Origin of the sequence: Pseudomonas sp. WS 5078 (assembly GCF_012985745.1) — a bacterium.
GTDB lineage: Bacteria > Pseudomonadota > Gammaproteobacteria > Pseudomonadales > Pseudomonadaceae > Aquipseudomonas > Aquipseudomonas lundensis_A.
In genome coordinates this window covers 85,649-103,709 of sequence record NZ_JAAQWX010000013.1, presented here as the reverse complement: position 1 = coordinate 103,709, position 18,061 = coordinate 85,649, and the positions used below count along the sequence as shown (strand labels likewise).

At 54.8% G+C, this 18,061-nt stretch carries 15 protein-coding genes and 2 tRNA genes; 1 reads left to right on the top strand and 16 read right to left on the bottom strand.

The window, feature by feature from the left end:
- Positions 1-50: 50 nt before the first annotated feature.
- From infB to rlmE, 11 genes are all read right to left on the bottom strand, one after another.
- Positions 51-2,555 carry a translation initiation factor IF-2 gene (infB, locus tag HBN68_RS17180; protein ID WP_169965402.1) on the bottom strand — a complete coding sequence of 835 codons (2,505 nt, stop codon included), beginning with the start codon at positions 2,553-2,555 and terminating at the stop codon, positions 51-53.
- 27 nt (positions 2,556-2,582) lie between these two features.
- Complete coding sequence (gene nusA, locus HBN68_RS17175; protein WP_047277528.1) at positions 2,583-4,064, bottom strand: transcription termination factor NusA; 1,482 nt, start codon at positions 4,062-4,064, stop codon at positions 2,583-2,585.
- 47 nt (positions 4,065-4,111) lie between these two features.
- Complete coding sequence (gene rimP, locus HBN68_RS17170) at positions 4,112-4,570, bottom strand: ribosome maturation factor RimP (protein ID WP_094993145.1); 459 nt, start codon at positions 4,568-4,570, stop codon at positions 4,112-4,114.
- 142 nt (positions 4,571-4,712) lie between these two features.
- A tRNA-Met gene (locus HBN68_RS17165) sits at positions 4,713-4,789 on the bottom strand.
- A gap of 96 nt (positions 4,790-4,885) precedes the next feature.
- A tRNA-Leu gene (locus tag HBN68_RS17160) sits at positions 4,886-4,971 on the bottom strand.
- 28 nt (positions 4,972-4,999) lie between these two features.
- Positions 5,000-5,383 (bottom strand): preprotein translocase subunit SecG, encoded by a 384-nt coding sequence (gene secG, locus HBN68_RS17155; protein ID WP_094993146.1) that lies wholly within the window; start codon positions 5,381-5,383, stop codon positions 5,000-5,002.
- Positions 5,384-5,387: 4 nt separating this feature from the next.
- Positions 5,388-6,143, bottom strand: a complete 756-nt coding sequence (gene tpiA / locus HBN68_RS17150) for a triose-phosphate isomerase (RefSeq protein ID WP_094993147.1) — start codon at positions 6,141-6,143, stop codon at positions 5,388-5,390.
- A gap of 66 nt (positions 6,144-6,209) precedes the next feature.
- Positions 6,210-7,547: a phosphoglucosamine mutase gene (glmM, locus tag HBN68_RS17145; protein WP_094993148.1), complete on the bottom strand. Its 1,338-nt coding sequence runs from the start codon at positions 7,545-7,547 to the stop codon at positions 6,210-6,212.
- A gap of 10 nt (positions 7,548-7,557) precedes the next feature.
- Entirely contained in the window at positions 7,558-8,415 is an 858-nt protein-coding gene (gene folP, locus HBN68_RS17140; protein ID WP_094993149.1) for a dihydropteroate synthase, read from the bottom strand.
- A gap of 8 nt (positions 8,416-8,423) precedes the next feature.
- Positions 8,424-10,331 carry an ATP-dependent zinc metalloprotease FtsH gene (gene ftsH / locus HBN68_RS17135; protein WP_047295573.1) on the bottom strand — a complete coding sequence of 636 codons (1,908 nt, stop codon included), beginning with the start codon at positions 10,329-10,331 and terminating at the stop codon, positions 8,424-8,426.
- Positions 10,332-10,523: 192 nt separating this feature from the next.
- On the bottom strand, positions 10,524-11,174 hold the full coding sequence (rlmE, locus tag HBN68_RS17130) for a 23S rRNA (uridine(2552)-2'-O)-methyltransferase RlmE (protein WP_047277544.1): 651 nt from the start codon (positions 11,172-11,174) through the stop codon (positions 10,524-10,526).
- A gap of 107 nt (positions 11,175-11,281) precedes the next feature.
- Between rlmE and yhbY the strand changes: the two genes are divergently transcribed.
- On the top strand, positions 11,282-11,590 hold the full coding sequence (gene yhbY / locus HBN68_RS17125) for a ribosome assembly RNA-binding protein YhbY (RefSeq protein WP_094993150.1): 309 nt from the start codon (positions 11,282-11,284) through the stop codon (positions 11,588-11,590).
- Between the two features lie 12 nt (positions 11,591-11,602).
- Here yhbY and HBN68_RS17120 read toward each other — a convergent pair whose 3' ends face one another.
- The 5 genes from HBN68_RS17120 to dapB form a co-directional block, all read right to left on the bottom strand.
- Positions 11,603-12,007: an MFS transporter gene (locus tag HBN68_RS17120; protein WP_094993203.1), complete on the bottom strand. Its 405-nt coding sequence runs from the start codon at positions 12,005-12,007 to the stop codon at positions 11,603-11,605.
- 28 nt (positions 12,008-12,035) lie between these two features.
- Positions 12,036-12,512 (bottom strand): transcription elongation factor GreA, encoded by a 477-nt coding sequence (gene greA, locus HBN68_RS17115; protein ID WP_047277680.1) that lies wholly within the window; start codon positions 12,510-12,512, stop codon positions 12,036-12,038.
- Positions 12,513-12,514: 2 nt separating this feature from the next.
- Positions 12,515-15,736 carry a carbamoyl-phosphate synthase large subunit gene (carB, locus tag HBN68_RS17110; protein WP_094993151.1) on the bottom strand — a complete coding sequence of 1,074 codons (3,222 nt, stop codon included), beginning with the start codon at positions 15,734-15,736 and terminating at the stop codon, positions 12,515-12,517.
- Between the two features lie 116 nt (positions 15,737-15,852).
- Positions 15,853-16,989, bottom strand: coding sequence for a glutamine-hydrolyzing carbamoyl-phosphate synthase small subunit (carA, locus tag HBN68_RS17105; protein ID WP_094993152.1), 1,137 nt, complete (start codon positions 16,987-16,989; stop codon positions 15,853-15,855).
- Positions 16,990-17,248: 259 nt separating this feature from the next.
- Positions 17,249-18,055, bottom strand: a complete 807-nt coding sequence (gene dapB / locus HBN68_RS17100) for a 4-hydroxy-tetrahydrodipicolinate reductase (RefSeq protein ID WP_169965404.1) — start codon at positions 18,053-18,055, stop codon at positions 17,249-17,251.
- Between the last annotated feature and the right edge of the window lie 6 nt (positions 18,056-18,061).

The following is an 18,061-nucleotide window of genomic DNA, read 5'->3' as shown; positions in this document are numbered from 1 at the left end:
CCACGTGCATTTGCATGCCGCGGGACGTCCTGGCTCTTGAGGCTCGCGATTTAGAGGCTGCGAGCAACCTGGACCTTCTCGAACACTTCGATCTTGTCGCCGACTTTAACGTCGTTGTAGCTCTTGACGCCGATACCGCACTCCATGCCGGCACGCACTTCGGCAGCGTCATCCTTGAAGCGGCGCAGGGATTCCAGCTCGCCTTCAAAAATAACGATGTCGTCACGCAGCACACGGATTGGACGGTTACGGTGAACAACACCTTCAAGCACCATGCAACCTGCGATCGCACCAAACTTCGGCGAACGGAACACGTCACGAACTTCGGCAATACCCAGGATGTTCTCACGGACGTCGCTGCCAAGCATGCCGGTAAGGGCTTTCTTGACGTCTTCGATGATGTCGTAGATGACGTTGTAGTAACGCATGTCCAGGCCTTCCTGCTCGACAATCTTGCGAGCGCCAGCATCAGCACGCACGTTGAAGCCGAACAATACAGCGTTGGAGGCCAGTGCCAGGTTTGCGTCGCTTTCGGTGATACCACCGACGCCGCCGCCCACTACACGCACTTGTACTTCGTCGTTACCCAGGCCGCTCAGTGCGCCCTGCAGAGCTTCCAGCGAACCACGGACGTCAGATTTGAGGACGATGTTAAGCGTCTTCTTCTCTTCCTGCCCCATGTTCTCGAAGATGTTTTCCAGCTTGCCTGCGTGAGCACGCGCCAGTTTCACTTCGCGGAACTTGCCTTGACGGAACAGGGCAACTTCACGTGCCTTCTTCTCGTCAGTCATCACGCTCATCTCGTCGCCAGCGTCTGGCGTACCGTCCAGGCCGAGAATCTCGACAGGGATGGATGGACCGGCTTCCTTGATGGCCTTGCCGTTCTCGTCAAGCATGGCGCGGATACGGCCATAGTTAGAGCCCACCAGAACCATATCGCCTTGACGCAGGGTACCGTCTTGGACCAGTACGGTCGCAACAGGGCCACGGCCTTTGTCCAGACGGGACTCGACAACTACACCACGACCTGGAGCCGATGGAGTGGCTTTGAGTTCCAGGACTTCAGCTTGCAGCAATACGGCTTCGAGCAACTCGTCAACGCCAGTACCCATTTTCGCCGAGACCGAAACAAACGGAGTGTCACCACCCCACTCTTCCGACGTCACGCCGTGGACGGACAACTCGCTGCGGATGCGATCGAGATCAGCACCGGGCTTGTCGATTTTGTTCACAGCAACCACCAGCGGCACGCCAGCTGCTTTCGCATGCTGAACAGCTTCGATGGTTTGCGGCATAACTCCATCGTCTGCAGCCACAACCAGAATCACGATGTCTGTTGCCTTGGCACCACGTGCACGCATTGCGGTAAACGCAGCGTGACCCGGGGTATCAAGGAAAGTGACCATGCCGCGTTCTGTTTCAACGTGGTATGCACCGATGTGCTGAGTAATACCACCGGCTTCGCCAGCGGCTACCTTGGCACGACGGATGTAATCGAGCAGGGACGTTTTACCGTGGTCAACGTGACCCATTACGGTCACTACCGGAGCACGGGAGAACGACTCGCCTTCAAACTTCAGGGACTCGGCCAGGGAATCTTCCAGGGCGTTATCGCTGACCAGTGTCACTTTATGGCCCAGTTCTTCAGCAACCAGTTGGGCAGTTTCCTGATCCAGTACCTGGTTGATGGTTGCCGGAGTACCCAGCTTGAACATGAACTTGATGACTTCAGCAGCCTTGACCGACATCTGCGCAGCCAAATCGCCGACAGTGATGGTCTCGCCGATCTGTACGTCACGCACAACTGGACCGGTAGGGCTCTGGAAGCCGTGAGCATTGCGTTTTTTCAGCTTGCCCTTGCCACGACCGCCACGGCGGAAGCTATCGCTTTCTTCGTCAGAAGTGCGCGGTGCTACACGTGGCGTCGGCGCTTTTTCTTTAACCGATGCACGATGTGGCGCGTTTTTACGCTCGCCATCACCACTGCCGCGACGATTGTTGTCGTCTGCGCGTGGTTTGTCCGGACGACGCTGCTCATCACGCTTGCGTGCATCGGCGGCTGGCGCCGGTGCTGGCGCTGCTGCTGGAGCAGCTTGCGCTGGAGCAGGTGCGGCAGGTGCCGCGGCGGCCGGAGTCGAGGCAGGCTGACGGCGCGCTTCTTCTTCGGCGCGACGCTTGGATTCTTCTTCAGCCTTTTGACGTGCAGCATTTTCTACTGCGCGGCGCTCATCCAGCTCACGCTTGCGCTCAGCTTCGATTTCTTCCGGGCTGCGCTGTACGAAGACTTTCTTCTTGCGTACTTCAACGCTGATGCTTTTGCTGCCAGCTACACGCAGGGTGCTGGTGGTTTTGCGCTGCAAAGTGATCTTGCGCGGTTCTTCCACTTTCGCCTTGTGGCTGCTTTTCAAGTGAGTCAGCAGAGCTTGCTTCTCACTGTCGGTTACATTCTGCTCGGCGGCGGTGTGCGGCAGACCTGCCTCACGCATCTGCTGCAACAGGCGCTCAACCGGTGTTTTGACCTCATCGGCCAGTTGTTTCACCGTGACTTGCGTCATGCATTTCTCTCCTCAGGCCGCGCCTAATTACTCGAACCAATGGGCTCGGGCGGCCATGATCAACTTGCCGGCACGATCATCGTCAATGCCGTCGATGTCGAGCAGGTCGTCAATAGACTGCTCGGCCAGGTCTTCGCGGGTAATTACGCCGCGCACCGCCAGTTCCATCGCCAAATCCTTGTCCATACCCTCAAGCGAGAGCAGGTCTTCGGCCGGATGGGCGTCTGCCAGCTTTTCCTCAGTAGCGATGGCTTTGGTCAACAAACGATCCTTGGCCCGAGCGCGAAGCTCGTTGACGATATCCTCGTCAAAGCCGTCGATGTTGAGCATCTCCTCCACCGGTACGTAGGCAATCTCTTCCAGGCTGGTGAAGCCTTCATCAACCAGCACCTGCGCCAACTCTTCATCAACTTCGAGTTCTTCGATGAAGTTGCGCAGAATGTCACCGGTCTCTGCTTGCTGTTTAGCCTGGATGTCCGATTCGGTCATCACGTTCAGGGTCCAACCAGTCAACTGGCTAGCCAAACGTACGTTCTGACCGCCGCGACCAATCGCCTGGGCCAGATTGTCTGCGCCAACGGCGATGTCCATTGCATGGGCATCTTCGTCGACAATAATTGCCGCCACTTCTGCAGGCGACATTGCGTTGATCACGAACTGCGCCGGATTCTCATCCCACAGAACGATATCCACTCGCTCCCCACCCAATTCGCCGGACACTGCCTGGACACGCGAGCCGCGCATACCAATGCAAGCACCTTGCGGATCAATGCGTTTGTCTTTGGAGCGAACAGCTATTTTAGCGCGAGATCCAGGATCGCGGGAGGCCGCCATCACTTCGATCAGGCCTTCGGAAATCTCAGGAACTTCGATCCGGAACAGTTCGATCAGCATTTCAGGCGCGGTGCGCGACAGGATCAACTGAGGACCACGGTTCTCGGTGCGAATCTCTTTCAACAACGCACGAAGTCTTACGCCGACACGGAAAGTTTCACGCGGAATGATGTCTTCACGAGCCAGCAACGCTTCTGCGTTATTGCCCAGATCGACGATCACATTGTCACGCGTTACTTTCTTGACAGTGCCGGAAATGATTTCGCCCAAACGCTCGCGATAGGCATCAACGACTTGAGCACGTTCAGCTTCGCGGACCTTTTGCACAATTACCTGTTTGGCAGTTTGTGCAGCAATCCGGCCGAATTCGATGGAATCGATTTTTTCTTCGATGATGTCACCGGCCACCGCGCCTGGCTGTTTCGCCTGCGCCTGGTCAACCGCTAACTCGATTGCTGGATCATCCAGATCTTCGTCTTCGACCACGGTCCAGCGACGGAACGTCTCATAGTTACCGGTGTGGCGATTGATCTCCACACGCAGTTCGACTTCGTCTTCAAAACGCTTTTTGGTAGCAGTGGCAAGAGCCAGCTCCAGCGCTTCAAAAATAACGTTTGCCGGTACGCCCTTTTCATTGGACACCGACTCAACAACCAGCAGTACTTCTTTGCTCATCGTACGCCTCGCCTTTCGCAAGCCATTGGATCCGCGGGATCCGCGTCTCAGTCAAAACTGGGAATAATGTTGGCCTTGTCGATCATATCGATCGGCAACAGGAACTCATGGTCTTCAACTTGCACCACGATATCCTGATCCTCTACGCCGCGCAGAAGGCCCTGAAAGTTGCGACGCCCTTCGAATGGCGACCGCAGCTTGATCTTCACTTGCTCACCGACATACTTGGCAAACTGTTCAAGCGTGAACAGAGGGCGTTCCATGCCAGGAGAGGAAACTTCAAGGGTGTATTCAACAGCGATAGGATCTTCAACATCCAGTACGCCACTGATCTGACGGCTCACGATGGCGCAATCGTCCACCAATACACCGCCTTCCTTGTCGATATACACACGCAACATTGAATGGCGGCCTTGAGCCGAAAATTCAATACCCCAGCATTCATAGCCAAGGGCCACGACCACCGGGGCCAACAAGGCCTGCAACTGTTCTAGCTTGCTCGACACCTGAACCCCCTAGTGCATGTTTGTGCATGCTATGCAGAATGAAAAAATGGGCGAAGCGCCCATCCCTGAAACGCCGTTGAATACCGGCGTTATAAAGTGTCCAGTTAACAAAAAGCCCCTGAATTAGGGGCTCCGCTAAAACTGGTTGCGGGAGCCGGATTTGAACCGACGACCTTCGGGTTATGAGCCCGACGAGCTACCAGACTGCTCCATCCCGCGACAAAGCTGGAGCGGAAGTATACGGTTGATCCCTTTCAGGGTCAATCCAACCTTCCACATACAAGAAAGCCCGCTATTGCGGGCATTCCTGATAATTGGTACCGAGAAGGGGACTCGAACCCCTACACCCTATGGGCACAACCACCTCAAGGTTGCGTGTCTACCAATTCCACCACCTCGGCAATACTACATTACAACATGAAACCCGTTTTACTTTTGCTCTTGAGCTGGAGGTACGTCAGTCGCTGGGGTAGCCGACTTTTGCTCTTGAAGCACCGGCACATCATCTGAAGCCGGTTGTTGCTTTGGCGCTTCCAAAACTGCTGGATCTGGTAAACCTACCTGAGTCAGCTCTTGAGCTTTCTCTTTAGCAAAGTAACCTAACCCTAAGCTGGTTATGAAAAAACCTGCGGCAAGTATAGCAGTAAACTTACTAAGAAAGGTAGAGGAACCTTGGCTTCCGAACACAGTATTTGAAGCACCTGCTCCGAAAGATGCCCCAGCATCCGCACCCTTACCCTGTTGCAGCAATACGAGAGCAATTACGCCCAATGCACCCAACAGATGAAAAACGACTACGACTGTTTCCAGCATTTTCTCAGTTTCCCGCGGCGCGACAGATCGCACCGAACTCATCTGCATTCAGGGAAGCCCCACCAATGAGCCCCCCATCGATATCCGGCATGCTGAACAGTTCGACCGCATTGGCCGCCTTCACGCTGCCGCCGTATAGAAGCTGCACACCTTGTGCTACTTCAGAATTCTTCTGCGCCAGCTGTGCGCGAATGGCCGCATGCACATCTTGCGCTTGCTGCGGTGTTGCAGTCAGCCCGGTACCAATAGCCCAGACCGGCTCGTATGCAATCACTGCTGCCGCAAACACATCAATACCGAACTCATCAATCACAGCGTTCAGTTGACGCCCTACAACCTCAAGGGTTTGCCCCGCTTCGCGCTGCTCCAGGGTCTCCCCAACACACAACACCGGCTTTAAGCCCGAAGCTTGAGCGGCTGCAAACTTGCGATTGAGCGTCTCGTTCGATTCACCCAGAATCAGGCGTCGCTCCGAATGCCCCACCAAGACCAGTCTGCAACCTGCATCTGCTAGCTGGGCAGAAGATATCTCACCAGTCAGCGCACCCTGCTCCGCCTCTACCGCTGCATCCTGAGCACCAACCATTATTGGCGTATCTTTCAAGCCATTGATTACTCGATCAATAAACAAGTCAGATGGGAATACTGCAATCTCGACATCGCTCTGCAAGCCCAGCTTACACAGACCTTCGATCAGCTCAGCGACGCTGGCGCGGGTACCGTGCATTTTCCAGTTACCAGCTACCATCTTGCGGCGCATGCTTTACCTCGTCGGTCAAAGTGGGCGCAGATGTTACCCAACCACATCCGCGCTGGCAAGCCGAATTCAAGCACAAACTTCACTTACAAGTTTTGCCAGTTCTTCTGCATACCCACGGACCATGGTTTCGTCATCACCTTCGACCATGACACGCACCAAAGGCTCTGTACCCGACTTACGCAAAAGCACACGACCACGACCCTGCATCGCTTGCGTAACTTGCGCGCACGCGTCCTTGACGGCCGGATGCTCAACAGGGTTAACACCTCCCGAGAATCGAACATTCAGCAGAACCTGAGGACATTTGCGGACCGCCTGACGGGACTGGGCAAGGCTTTCTTCACGACGACGCAAAGACAGCAATACCTGAAGCGCAGCAATGATCGCATCACCGGTAGTTGTGTGCTGAAAGCAGACAATATGGCCCGAGTTTTCGCCACCAACTTGCCAATCGCGCTCTTGTAGACCCGCTATGACGTAACGGTCCCCAACATTGGCGCGCACAAATGGAATACCCAGATCAGCCAAGGCAAGCTCAAGCCCGAGATTACTCATTAGCGTCCCGACCACACCGCCTTGCAACTTGCCGCGCTCATGCAGATCGCGAGCAATGATGAATAGCAGCTCATCACCATCCACTATCGCCCCCGTATGATCGACCATCAGCACCCGGTCGCCATCACCATCAAAGGCGATACCCAAGTCAGCGTGCTCAGCAAGTACAGCCGCTTGCAATTGACCCATATGGGTCGAGCCGCAATTGTCATTGATATTGAGGCCGTTCGGTTGTGCCGATAGCACCGTCACCTCGGCACCCAACTCTTTAAAGACACTTGGCGCAACCTTATAGGTCGCACCATGCGCGCAGTCGACAACGATCTTCAGGCCATTGAAATTGGTGCTGCTCGGGACACTGCTTTTACAAAATTCGATATAGCGACCAGATGCGTCATTGATGCGCGAGACCTTACCCAACTTGCCGGAGTCAACGACTGTCATCGGTGCATCCAGCAACTCTTCGATCATCAGCTCGACTTCATCCGGGAGCTTGGTGCCCTCACCAGAGAAGAACTTGATGCCATTATCATCATGAGGATTGTGTGATGCACTGATCACGATCCCTGCCTGCGCATGAAAAGTCCGTGTCAGGTAGGCAATCGCAGGGGTTGGCATTGGACCCAGCAACATGACATCCGCCCCTGCAGCAGACAACCCGGCCTCCAGGGCGGACTCAAACATGTAACCTGAGATTCGGGTGTCCTTACCAACCAGAATCCGGCAAGCGCCCATGCTACGAAACGCCATACCCGCAGCCCAGCCCAGCTTGAGCATGAAGTCAGGGGTAATGGGATAAACGCCGACCCGACCGCGAATGCCGTCGGTGCCAAAATACTTCTTCGTCATACTTGCTCCATCATTCTTGGTCGGCAGACTCTACCGCTGCGATCATCCGTACCACATCAACCGTTTCGGCAACATCATGGACACGCAAGATACGCGCACCTTTGGTCACTGCCAATGCTGCCAGTGCCAGACTGCCGGACAGACGATCAGTAACTGGCTTGTTCAGGACCTGACCGATCATGCTTTTGCGCGAGACACCCACTAACAATGGTTGCCCCAACGCATGCAAGGCTTCCATATGCTTGAACAGGCTCAAATTGTGCTGAAGGGTTTTGGCGAAGCCAAATCCCGGATCAAGAATGATCCGTTCAGGCTCAATCCCGGCAGCAGCGCAAACCATCATTCGATTCGCAAGAAACGCTGAGACTTCACCCAGGAGATCCCGATACTGCGGATCATTTTGCATGTCGCCGGGCTCGCCCAGCATATGCATCAGACAGACAGGCAATCCACTTGCTGCTGCCGCTTGTAGAGCACCCTCACGACGTAGTGAACGCACATCATTGATCAAGCCAGCACCCAGCCGCGCTGACTCTGTCATCACCAGTGGCGTAGAAGTATCGACAGAAATAATGACATCAAGCTCACGATTGATGAGCTCAACAACAGGCGCAACGCGTTCCAGCTCTTCCTGCGCAGTCACTGCACGCGCACCGGGCCGAGTTGACTCGCCCCCAACATCGATTAACGTTGCCCCCGCCTGAACCATTGCCTGCGCATGACGCAAGGCCTCTTCCAGGCGAGCAAACCGGCCACCGTCCGAGAAAGAATCCGGGGTTACGTTGAGAATGCCCATCACATGCGTGTGAGCCAAATCAAGAACCCGGTTGCCACAAGGCAACCGGGTCGAGGACTGAACAGAAGTCATTTCAAGCCTTAGTGATCTGCTGCCGGACCACCGATAGGTGTTTCCGGTCGCTCGGTCTTATCCAGCGTCGGTGCTGTCGGTGTCCCCGAACCATCACCCCAGTCGCGCGGCTCACGCGGAGGGCGACCCGCCATGATGTCGTCAATCTGATCGGCATCGATCGTCTCGTATTTCATCAGGGCATCAGCCATGGCTTCCAGCTTGTCCCGATTGTCGGTCAGAATCTGCTTGGCCGTGCCATAACATTGATCAATGATGCTGCGCACTTCCGAATCGATCAACTTGGCGGTTTCACCCGAAACATTAGCGCCTTGACCGCCGCCGCCACGCCCCAGGTAGGACTCATCGTCTTCGGCATACATCAATGGACCCAGCTTTTCGGAAAGACCCCATTTGGTAACCATGTTCCGGGCAATCTGGCTGGCACGCATGATGTCGTTGGACGCGCCGGTAGTGACACCGTCAAAACCCAACGTCATTTCTTCTGCGATACGACCGCCATAGAGAGAGCAAATCTGGCTGATCAACGCCCGCTTGGAAAGGCTATAACGATCCTCTTCAGGCAGGAACATAGTCACACCCAACGCGCGACCGCGAGGAATGATCGAAACCTTGTACACAGGGTCATGCTCAGGCACTACACGGCCGACAATAGCGTGACCCGCTTCGTGATACGCCGTATTACGCTTCTCCTTGTCCGACATAACCATGGATTTGCGCTCAGCGCCCATCATGATTTTGTCTTTGGCCAACTCAAACTCTTTCATCTCAACAACACGCTTACCGGTGCGCGCCGCAAACAAAGAGGCCTCGTTCACCAGGTTGGCCAAGTCAGCACCTGAAAAGCCGGGTGTACCACGTGCAATGACTGCAGGCTGAACATCATCACCAATAGGCACTTTACGCATGTGGACTTTGAGGATTTGTTCACGGCCGCGGATATCCGGCAGCCCTACTACAACCTGACGGTCAAAACGACCGGGACGCAGCAAGGCCGGATCAAGAACGTCAGGACGGTTGGTCGCGGCGATCACGATGATGCCATCGTTCATTTCGAAACCATCCATCTCAACCAGCAACTGGTTAAGCGTCTGCTCACGTTCGTCGTGACCACCACCCATGCCCGCGCCACGATGGCGGCCCACTGCATCGATTTCGTCAATAAAGATAATGCAAGGCGCATGCTTTTTAGCCTGCTCGAACATGTCGCGAACACGGCTTGCACCAACACCCACAAACATTTCGACAAAGTCCGAGCCCGAAATCGTAAAGAACGGAACCTTGGCTTCACCGGCGATCGCTTTGGCGATCAGCGTTTTACCAGTACCTGGAGGGCCAACCATCAGCACACCGCGAGGAATTCGGCCACCTAAACGCTGGAATTTCCCCGGATCGCGCAGGAACTCGACCAGTTCACCCACTTCTTCCTTGGCTTCGTCACAACCCGCTACGTCAGCCAACGTGGTTTTGACTTGATCTTCGGACAACAGCCGCGCCTTGCTCTTGCCAAAGCTCATCGGGCCGCCTTTACCGCCGGCACCGCCTTGCATCTGGCGCATGAAGAACATGAAGACCGCAATAATCACAAGAATCGGGAAGCTTGCAACCAGGAGCTGCGTCCAGATGCTTTGTTGCTCGGGCAGCTTGCCTTCAACGGTGACGTGGTTATCCACCAGATCACCGATCAAACCATTGTCCTGAATCGCCGGACGAATGGTCTTGAAGGTATCGCCATCGCTGCGCTTGCCGGTAATCACGTAGCCATCAACCGCTACGCGCTCGACCTTGCCATCCTTAACTTGCTGGATGAAGTCGGAATAGTTGAGGGTTTGTGGCTCGTTTGGACTGGAGAAGTTGTTCATCACGGTCACAAGGACAGCTGCGATGATCAACCACAGGATCAGATTCTTTGCCATATCGTTCAATTAGCTACCCTCTGAAGCAAGCTCCGCTACTGAAAGCGTGCTTCGCATGATATTCACCGGCATAACTTACTACATTGCCTACAAGGCTTGCAGGCTCCGTCTGTAACCCTTTGTGAAACTTTGACTACACAATATTCGTTATGCCAGATCTGTAAAGCGATACAAATAAAACTATCGCCCTGGTCAGAGACGCTCATCGCTGGCAGAACCTTCGATACCGCGGAAGCCACGGCCCAGCAAATACTGCTCACGGGACCTGTCACGCGACGACAATGGCTTACGCATCTGTACTTTTTCGAACAGCTTTCGGATGTCTTTGTGGTACTGGTCGAAGCCTTCCCCCTGGAAGACCTTAATCAGAAAATCACCACCCGGACGCAGTACGCGCCCTGCCAGATCCAGTGCCAACTCACACAGGAACATAGCGCGAGGCATATCAACAGCTGCCAATCCACTCATATTGGGGGCCATATCTGAAATCACAAGGTCTACCTGCGTATTTCCGACGGCCTCAAGTATTTGGGCAAGCACATCGTCTTGAGTGAAGTCACCCTGAATAAAGGTCACATCAGGGATGCTGTCCATTTCAAGAATATCTGATGCGATCAAGCGCCCCTGACCGCCTATCAGACGACTGGTCACTTGTGACCATCCCCCTGGAGCTGCGCCCAGATCAATCACCGTCATACCAGGACGAATCAACCGATCCCGCTCCTGGATTTCCAGCAATTTATAGCTGGCGCGCGAACGGTATCCGTCTTTCTGCGCCATTTTTACGTAAGGATCGTTGAAATGTTCTTTCAGCCAATTCAGGCTAGTTTTGGAACGGGCCACGGGCCACCTCAAAAAATATAAACGGGTCGTGATTAACTGGGCGGTCTGGGACTCGCTCGGGTAAACTGGCCGCCGCTTTTTACAAGATCAGACACAGGGGTCAGATTATGCCGCTCACTCAAGAGCAGAAGAAACAGTACAAATCCATTGGCCACCATCTGAAACCAGTATTGACTGTGGCTGACAATGGTTTGACTGAAGGTGTTTTAGCCGAACTCGAACGCGCATTGGGCGATCACGAGCTGATTAAAATCAAAGTCAACATCCTGGATCGCGAATCTCGCCTGGCTGCCATTGCAGAACTCTGCAAAAGCGGCAAGGCAGAGCTGGTTCAGGTAATTGGCAAAATGGCGCTTCTGTACCGCAAGAATGCCAATGTAAACAAGCAACTGTCGAACATCCATCGCTTTAAGTGATGCCGACAAGGGTCAAGGGCGTGCAACGCGCGCCCTGATACTCTTGCCCGGAACAGGCTGCAGCACCAGAATCAAACCCGAAAAACCCACCACCCAGTAAAAAAACGATTGCCAGCGCAATGCCTCAGGCAGCCATAAATATCCTGCCAAGTAAAACGCGCAACCGAGCAATACCATCAGTAATAATTGCCCACGCAAGTCGCGCCACACACTTTCTACGCCTTCCACCCCGGCCAATACCAACGCCTGCACGATTGCACAGACAGCTGCAAATATCACCAGCAGCACTCCCAGCGTATTGCCGATCTCCTCGACCAGCAGCGGTGCCAATCCGATTCGGATCAGCACCGGCAATAATCCTAAATGCATCAACCACAAGCCGCCAACCCAGAATACCTGGGCTAGCTGCCAAACCAGTGCGCCCGCTTGAAGCGGGCGCCTGTTTTCAGATGTGGCGTACTTCAACAATCTCGTACTCAATCACACCGCTTGGTGTCTTTACGGCCACCACATCCCCCTCCTCCTTGGCGATCAAGGCGCGAGCAAGCGGCGACCCGACAGAGATTTTTCCGAGTTTGAAGTCAGCTTCATCTTCGCCAACGATCTGGTAGGTCACGCTTTCATCAGTTTCAACGTTAGCAATCTCCACCGTCGTACCGAAAATCACCTTCCCGGTATGCGGAATAGTCGTCACATCGATGATGACCGCGTTCTGCATGCGGCCTTCGATGTCACGAATACGCGCCTCAACCATACCTTGCTGCTCACGAGCAGCATGGTATTCAGCATTTTCCTTCAGGTCGCCCAGCTCACGCGCCGTGCCAATATCCTGGCTCAGCTTGGGACGAACAACCTTGGTGAGGTGCGCATGCTCTTCTTCCAGAGCCTTAGCGCCCTGAACCGTCATTGGGTACTTGGTTATGCTCATGCCTTCAATCCTGCGTGTAGATCCTGCAAGCGACGTACGGTTTTTTCAGGGCCGAATTTAAGCGCTTCACAGATCGCTTCGCCAGCAGCAATAGTCGTGGTGCAATAAATCTTGTGCTGCAAGGCGTTACGACGAATGGAATAAGAGTCAGCAATCGACTGACGGCCTTCAGTCGTATTGATGATCAACGTGACTTCGTCATTTTTGATCATATCGACAACGTGAGGGCGACCTTCGGTCACCTTATTGACGCGGCGTACTTTCAAGCCCGCGGCCTCGATAAATTTAGCGGTGCCAGCTGTCGAAACCACTTCAAAACCCAGCGCGATCAAGTCACGCGCAACGCCTGCCACCAAAGGCTTGTCGTCGTCACGAACGCTGATGAAAGCGGTACCTCCAGTCGGCAATACTTCGCTCGCGCCCATTTGAGCTTTGGCAAATGCTTCGCCGAATGTATCACCCACACCCATCACTTCACCGGTGGACTTCATCTCAGGGCCAAGAATCGGGTCTACACCCGGGAATTTGGCGAATGGGAATACCGCCTCCTTCACACTGTAGAAGTTAGGAATGATTTCTTTAGTGAAGCCGATTTCCTTCAGGGTCTTACCTGCCATGACGCGCGCAGCAATCATTGCCAACGAAACACCGATGCACTTGGAGACGAAAGGAACGGTACGCGAAGCGCGCGGGTTCACTTCAATCACATAGATATCTTCGCCTTGCAACGCCAGCTGAACGTTCATCAGGCCGACAACACCCAATTCCAGCGCCATCTTCTTGACCTGTTCGCGCATCTCATCTTGGATGTGCAGCGGCAGCGAATAGGGAGGCAACGAGCAAGCGGAGTCACCCGAGTGAACACCTGCCTGCTCAATGTGCTGCATGATCGCGCCGATCACTACATCAGTACCGTCGCACACTGCATCGACATCCATCTCGATGGCACAGTTGAGGAAGTGATCGAGCAGCACAGGGCTGTCGTTGGACACTTTCACGGCGTCACGCAGGTAACGCTTGAGCTCTTCTTCTTCGTAAACGATTTCCATCGCACGACCGCCCAACACGTAGGAAGGACGAACCACCAGAGGGTAACCAATCTTGCTGGCAGCACGAATGGCTTCATCTTCACTGCGTACGGTTGCGTTTGGCGGCTGACGCAGGTTCAAGCGCTCAACCATTTGCTGGAAGCGCTCGCGATCTTCAGCGCGGTCGATAGCATCCGGACTGGTGCCAATGATCGGGACGCCAGCTTCTTCAAGGGCTCGTGCCAGTTTCAGTGGAGTCTGGCCGCCGTACTGAACAATCACGCCTTTTGGCTTCTCGACCCGTACGATTTCCAGCACGTCCTCTAGCGTGACGGATTCGAAATACAGACGATCCGAAGTGTCGTAGTCCGTGGAAACAGTTTCCGGGTTGCAGTTCACCATGATGGTTTCGTAACCATCTGCGCGCAGCGCAAGTGCCGCATGCACACAGCAGTAGTCGAACTCGATACCTTGACCGATACGATTCGGGCCACCACCCAGAATGATGATTTTGTCGCGACCCGAAGGATTCGCTTCGCACTCTTCCTCATAGGTCGAGTACATGTACGCGGTGTCAGTTGCAAACTCGGCCGCGCAGGTATCAACGCGCTTGTAGACCGGGAACACTTCCAGCTTGTGACGATGGCGACGCAGGTTTTTCTCGGTAACACCCAGCAGTTTGGCCAGACGCTGATCGGAGAACCCTTTGCGCTTGAGACGATACATCATGTCGCGATCGATACTGGCCAGACCCAGCGTCTTGATCTTCTCTTCGTCCTTGATCAGGTCCTCGATCTGCACCAGGAACCAGGGATCAATCATGTTCATGCCGAAGATGTCTTCGACCGTCATGCCCGCACGGAACGCATCAGCCACATACCAGATACGCTCGGCACCAGGCACTGTCAGCTCGCGCTTGAGTACGGCCATGCTTTCCGGGTTGCTCAAATCGAGCTTTTCATCCAAGCCGCAAACGCCCACTTCAAGACCGCGCAATGCTTTTTGCAGCGACTCCTGGAAGGTCCGGCCAATAGCCATCACTTCACCCACGGACTTCATCTGAGTGGTGAGGCGAGCATCAGCCTTGGCAAACTTCTCAAATGCGAAGCGAGGCATCTTGGTCACGACGTAGTCGATGGAAGGCTCGAAAGATGCAGGGGTTTTGCCGCCCGTGATTTCGTTTTGCAGCTCATCGAGGGTGTAACCAATTGCCAGCTTGGCGGCGATACGCGCAATCGGAAAGCCCGTGGCTTTTGAGGCCAGCGCCGACGAACGGGACACGCGCGGGTTCATTTCGATCACGACCATGCGGCCAGTGTCTGGGCAAATACCGAACTGCACGTTGGAGCCGCCAGTTTCAACACCGATCTCACGCAGCACCGCCAGCGAGGCGTTACGCATGATCTGGTATTCCTTGTCCGTCAAGGTCTGCGCAGGCGCAACAGTGATCGAGTCTCCGGTGTGCACACCCATCGGGTCAAAGTTCTCGATCGAGCACACGATGATGCAGTTGTCCTTTTTATCGCGGACAACTTCCATCTCGTACTCTTTCCAGCCGATCAAAGACTCGTCGATCAGCAGCTCCTTGGTTGGGGACAAGTCCAGGCCACGGGAGCAGATCTCCTCAAACTCTTCACGGTTATAAGCAATACCGCCACCGGTGCCGCCCATGGTGAAGGACGGACGAATGATGCACGGGAAGCCCAGCTTCTCGAGAACAGCGTTAGCTTCTTCCATGCTATGGGCGATGCCGGAACGCGGGCAATCAAGGCCGATGGACTTCATCGCCTTATCGAAACGCGAACGGTCTTCCGCCTTGTCAATGGTGTCCGCATTGGCACCGATCATCTCTACATTGAATTTCTCCAGAACACCTTCGCGCTCCAGGTCCAATGCACAGTTAAGCGCCGTCTGCCCACCCATGGTGGGCAACAGAGCATCAGGACGCTCTTTTTCGATGATCTTGGCGACCGTTTGCCACTTGATCGGCTCAATATACGTAGCATCAGCCATATCCGGGTCGGTCATGATGGTGGCCGGGTTGGAGTTCACCAGAATGACGCGATAACCCTCTTCACGCAGGGCTTTGCACGCCTGAGCGCCAGAGTAGTCGAACTCGCAAGCCTGGCCGATAACGATCGGGCCAGCGCCGAGGATCAGGATGCTTTTTATGTCTGTACGTTTTGGCATGGGTTTGTCACTCAAATCCGCAGGTCAGTGGGCAAGCCGGTAATCTTTTCCCTGAAGCCCCCAAGGGCCGCCGGTGCTCGGGGCCGCCTTGGGCGACTTCATTCACAGGAAACGGATTAGCGGCGCTTGGCCATCTCGTTGATGAAACGGTCGAACAGCGGTGCTACGTCGTTCGGGCCCGGGCTCGCTTCAGGGTGACCCTGGAAGCTGAATGCGCTCTTGTCGGTCAGCTCAATACCCTGCAGCGTGCCATCAAAAAGCGACTTGTGAATCGCACGCACGTTGGCAGGCAAAGTGGCTTCATCCACCGCAAAACCGTGGTTCTGACTGGTGATCATCACAACACCCGTATCCAGATCCTGAACCGGGTGGTTGGCGCCATGGTGACCATGACCCATTTTCACGGTCTTGGCACCGGAGGCCAACGCCAGCAGCTGATGACCCAGGCAGATACCGAAAACCGGAATCTCGGTGGTCAGCACCTCTTGAATGGCCTTGATTGCATAGTCACAAGGCTCTGGATCGCCTGGGCCGTTGGACAGGAACACCCCATCCGGATTCAACGCCAGAACATCGCTGGCCGGGGTCTGAGCGGGCACGACCGTCACGCGGCAACCGCGCTCAACCAGCATGCGCAAGATGTTCCACTTCACGCCATAGTCGTAGGCAACGACGTGGTAAGGAAGCTCAGAGGCATCCAGGGTCGGGTGGCTGTCGGTCGCAAGATTCCAGACGCTGGAGCGCCACTCATAGGCCTTCTCGGTGCTGACGACTTTCGCCAGGTCCATGCCCTTCAGGCCCGGGAAACCTCGTGCTGCTGCAATGGCAGCTTCGTCCGAAATATTGTCACCCGCCATGATGCAACCGTTCTGCGAGCCTTTCTCACGCAGAATACGGGTCAGGCGACGTGTATCAATGCCTGCAATCGCCACAACGTTGTTGGCTTTCAGGTAATCCGACAACGACATCGTGTTGCGCCAGTTGCTAGCAACCAAAGGCAAATCACGAATAACCAGACCTGCGGACCAGACACGATCAGACTCGGCATCCTCCGGTGTAGTACCGGTATTGCCTACATGCGGGTAAGTCAGGGTAACAATTTGCTGAGCGTAGGAAGGATCGGTAAGGATTTCCTGATAGCCGGTCATTGCGGTGTTAAAAACGACCTCACCAACGGTTTGACCGTCAGCTCCAATGGCTTCGCCGCGAAAAATGCTGCCATCAGCAAGGGCGAGTATGGCTTGCTTAGTCAAGAAGACCTCCCGTAAATAAAACCTGAAAGGGCGATCGCAGGTTGTAAAAAAGCGGAGTGACGTATGGACACGTCACCCCGCTTTTTCATCGAATAATCTGCGCGCTTTTAGTGGACACACTAAAGCTGTAGGTTACAGAAAAATGCTTTTTTGGTCTACCGCTAAAACGCCTAAAAGGCTCGAGATTGCGACAGGACATCGCTTAGCAGTTAAAAATCCGGCGGCGGACGCACCAGCCGCCGGATTTTACAGGGAGCGATCAACGCAGGTCGAGAACATCCTGCATGTCGTAGAGACCAGGCTCACGCCCGTCCAGCCACAACGCAGCCCGAACCGCGCCCTTAGCAAAGGTCATACGACTGGAGGCCTTATGGGTAATTTCGAGTCGCTCGCCTTCAGTCGCAAACAGTACCGTGTGATCACCGACCACATCACCGCCACGCACCGTTGCAAAGCCAATGGTTTCGCGTTCACGAGCGCCGGTATGACCTTCGCGACCGTAGACCGCGACTTTCTCCAAATCACGCCCCAATGCATCCGCAATCACTTCACCCATGCGCAGCGCAGTCCCCGAAGGCGCATCGATCTTATGACGATGGTGCGTCTCAATGATTTCAATATCCGCATCATCACCCATCACGCGCGCCGCCATATCAAGCAGCTTGAGCGAGAGATTGACGCCAACACTGAAGTTCGCGGCAAAGACGATCGGAATGTCTTGACCCGCTTCGGACAACTGTTGCTTTTGAGACTGAGTCAGCCCGGTCGTACCAATCACCATGGCTTTGCCTGAACGACGGCAAATTTCCAGGTTTTTCAGCATGACCTCCGGCAACGTGAAGTCGATCAACACATCAAACTCGTCAATGACCGCCTCCAGACTGGAGGACAACGGCACACCGATCCGCCCAAGAGACGCCAACTCGCCAGCATCAGCACCCACCAACGTGCTCCCCGGACGAACGATCGCCGCAGTAAGACCACCCAGCGGCGAGCGCTGTTGCACGGCATCAACCAGTGTCTTGCCCATGCGCCCGGCAGCGCCCATCACAGCAATACGTCGCATGACCTG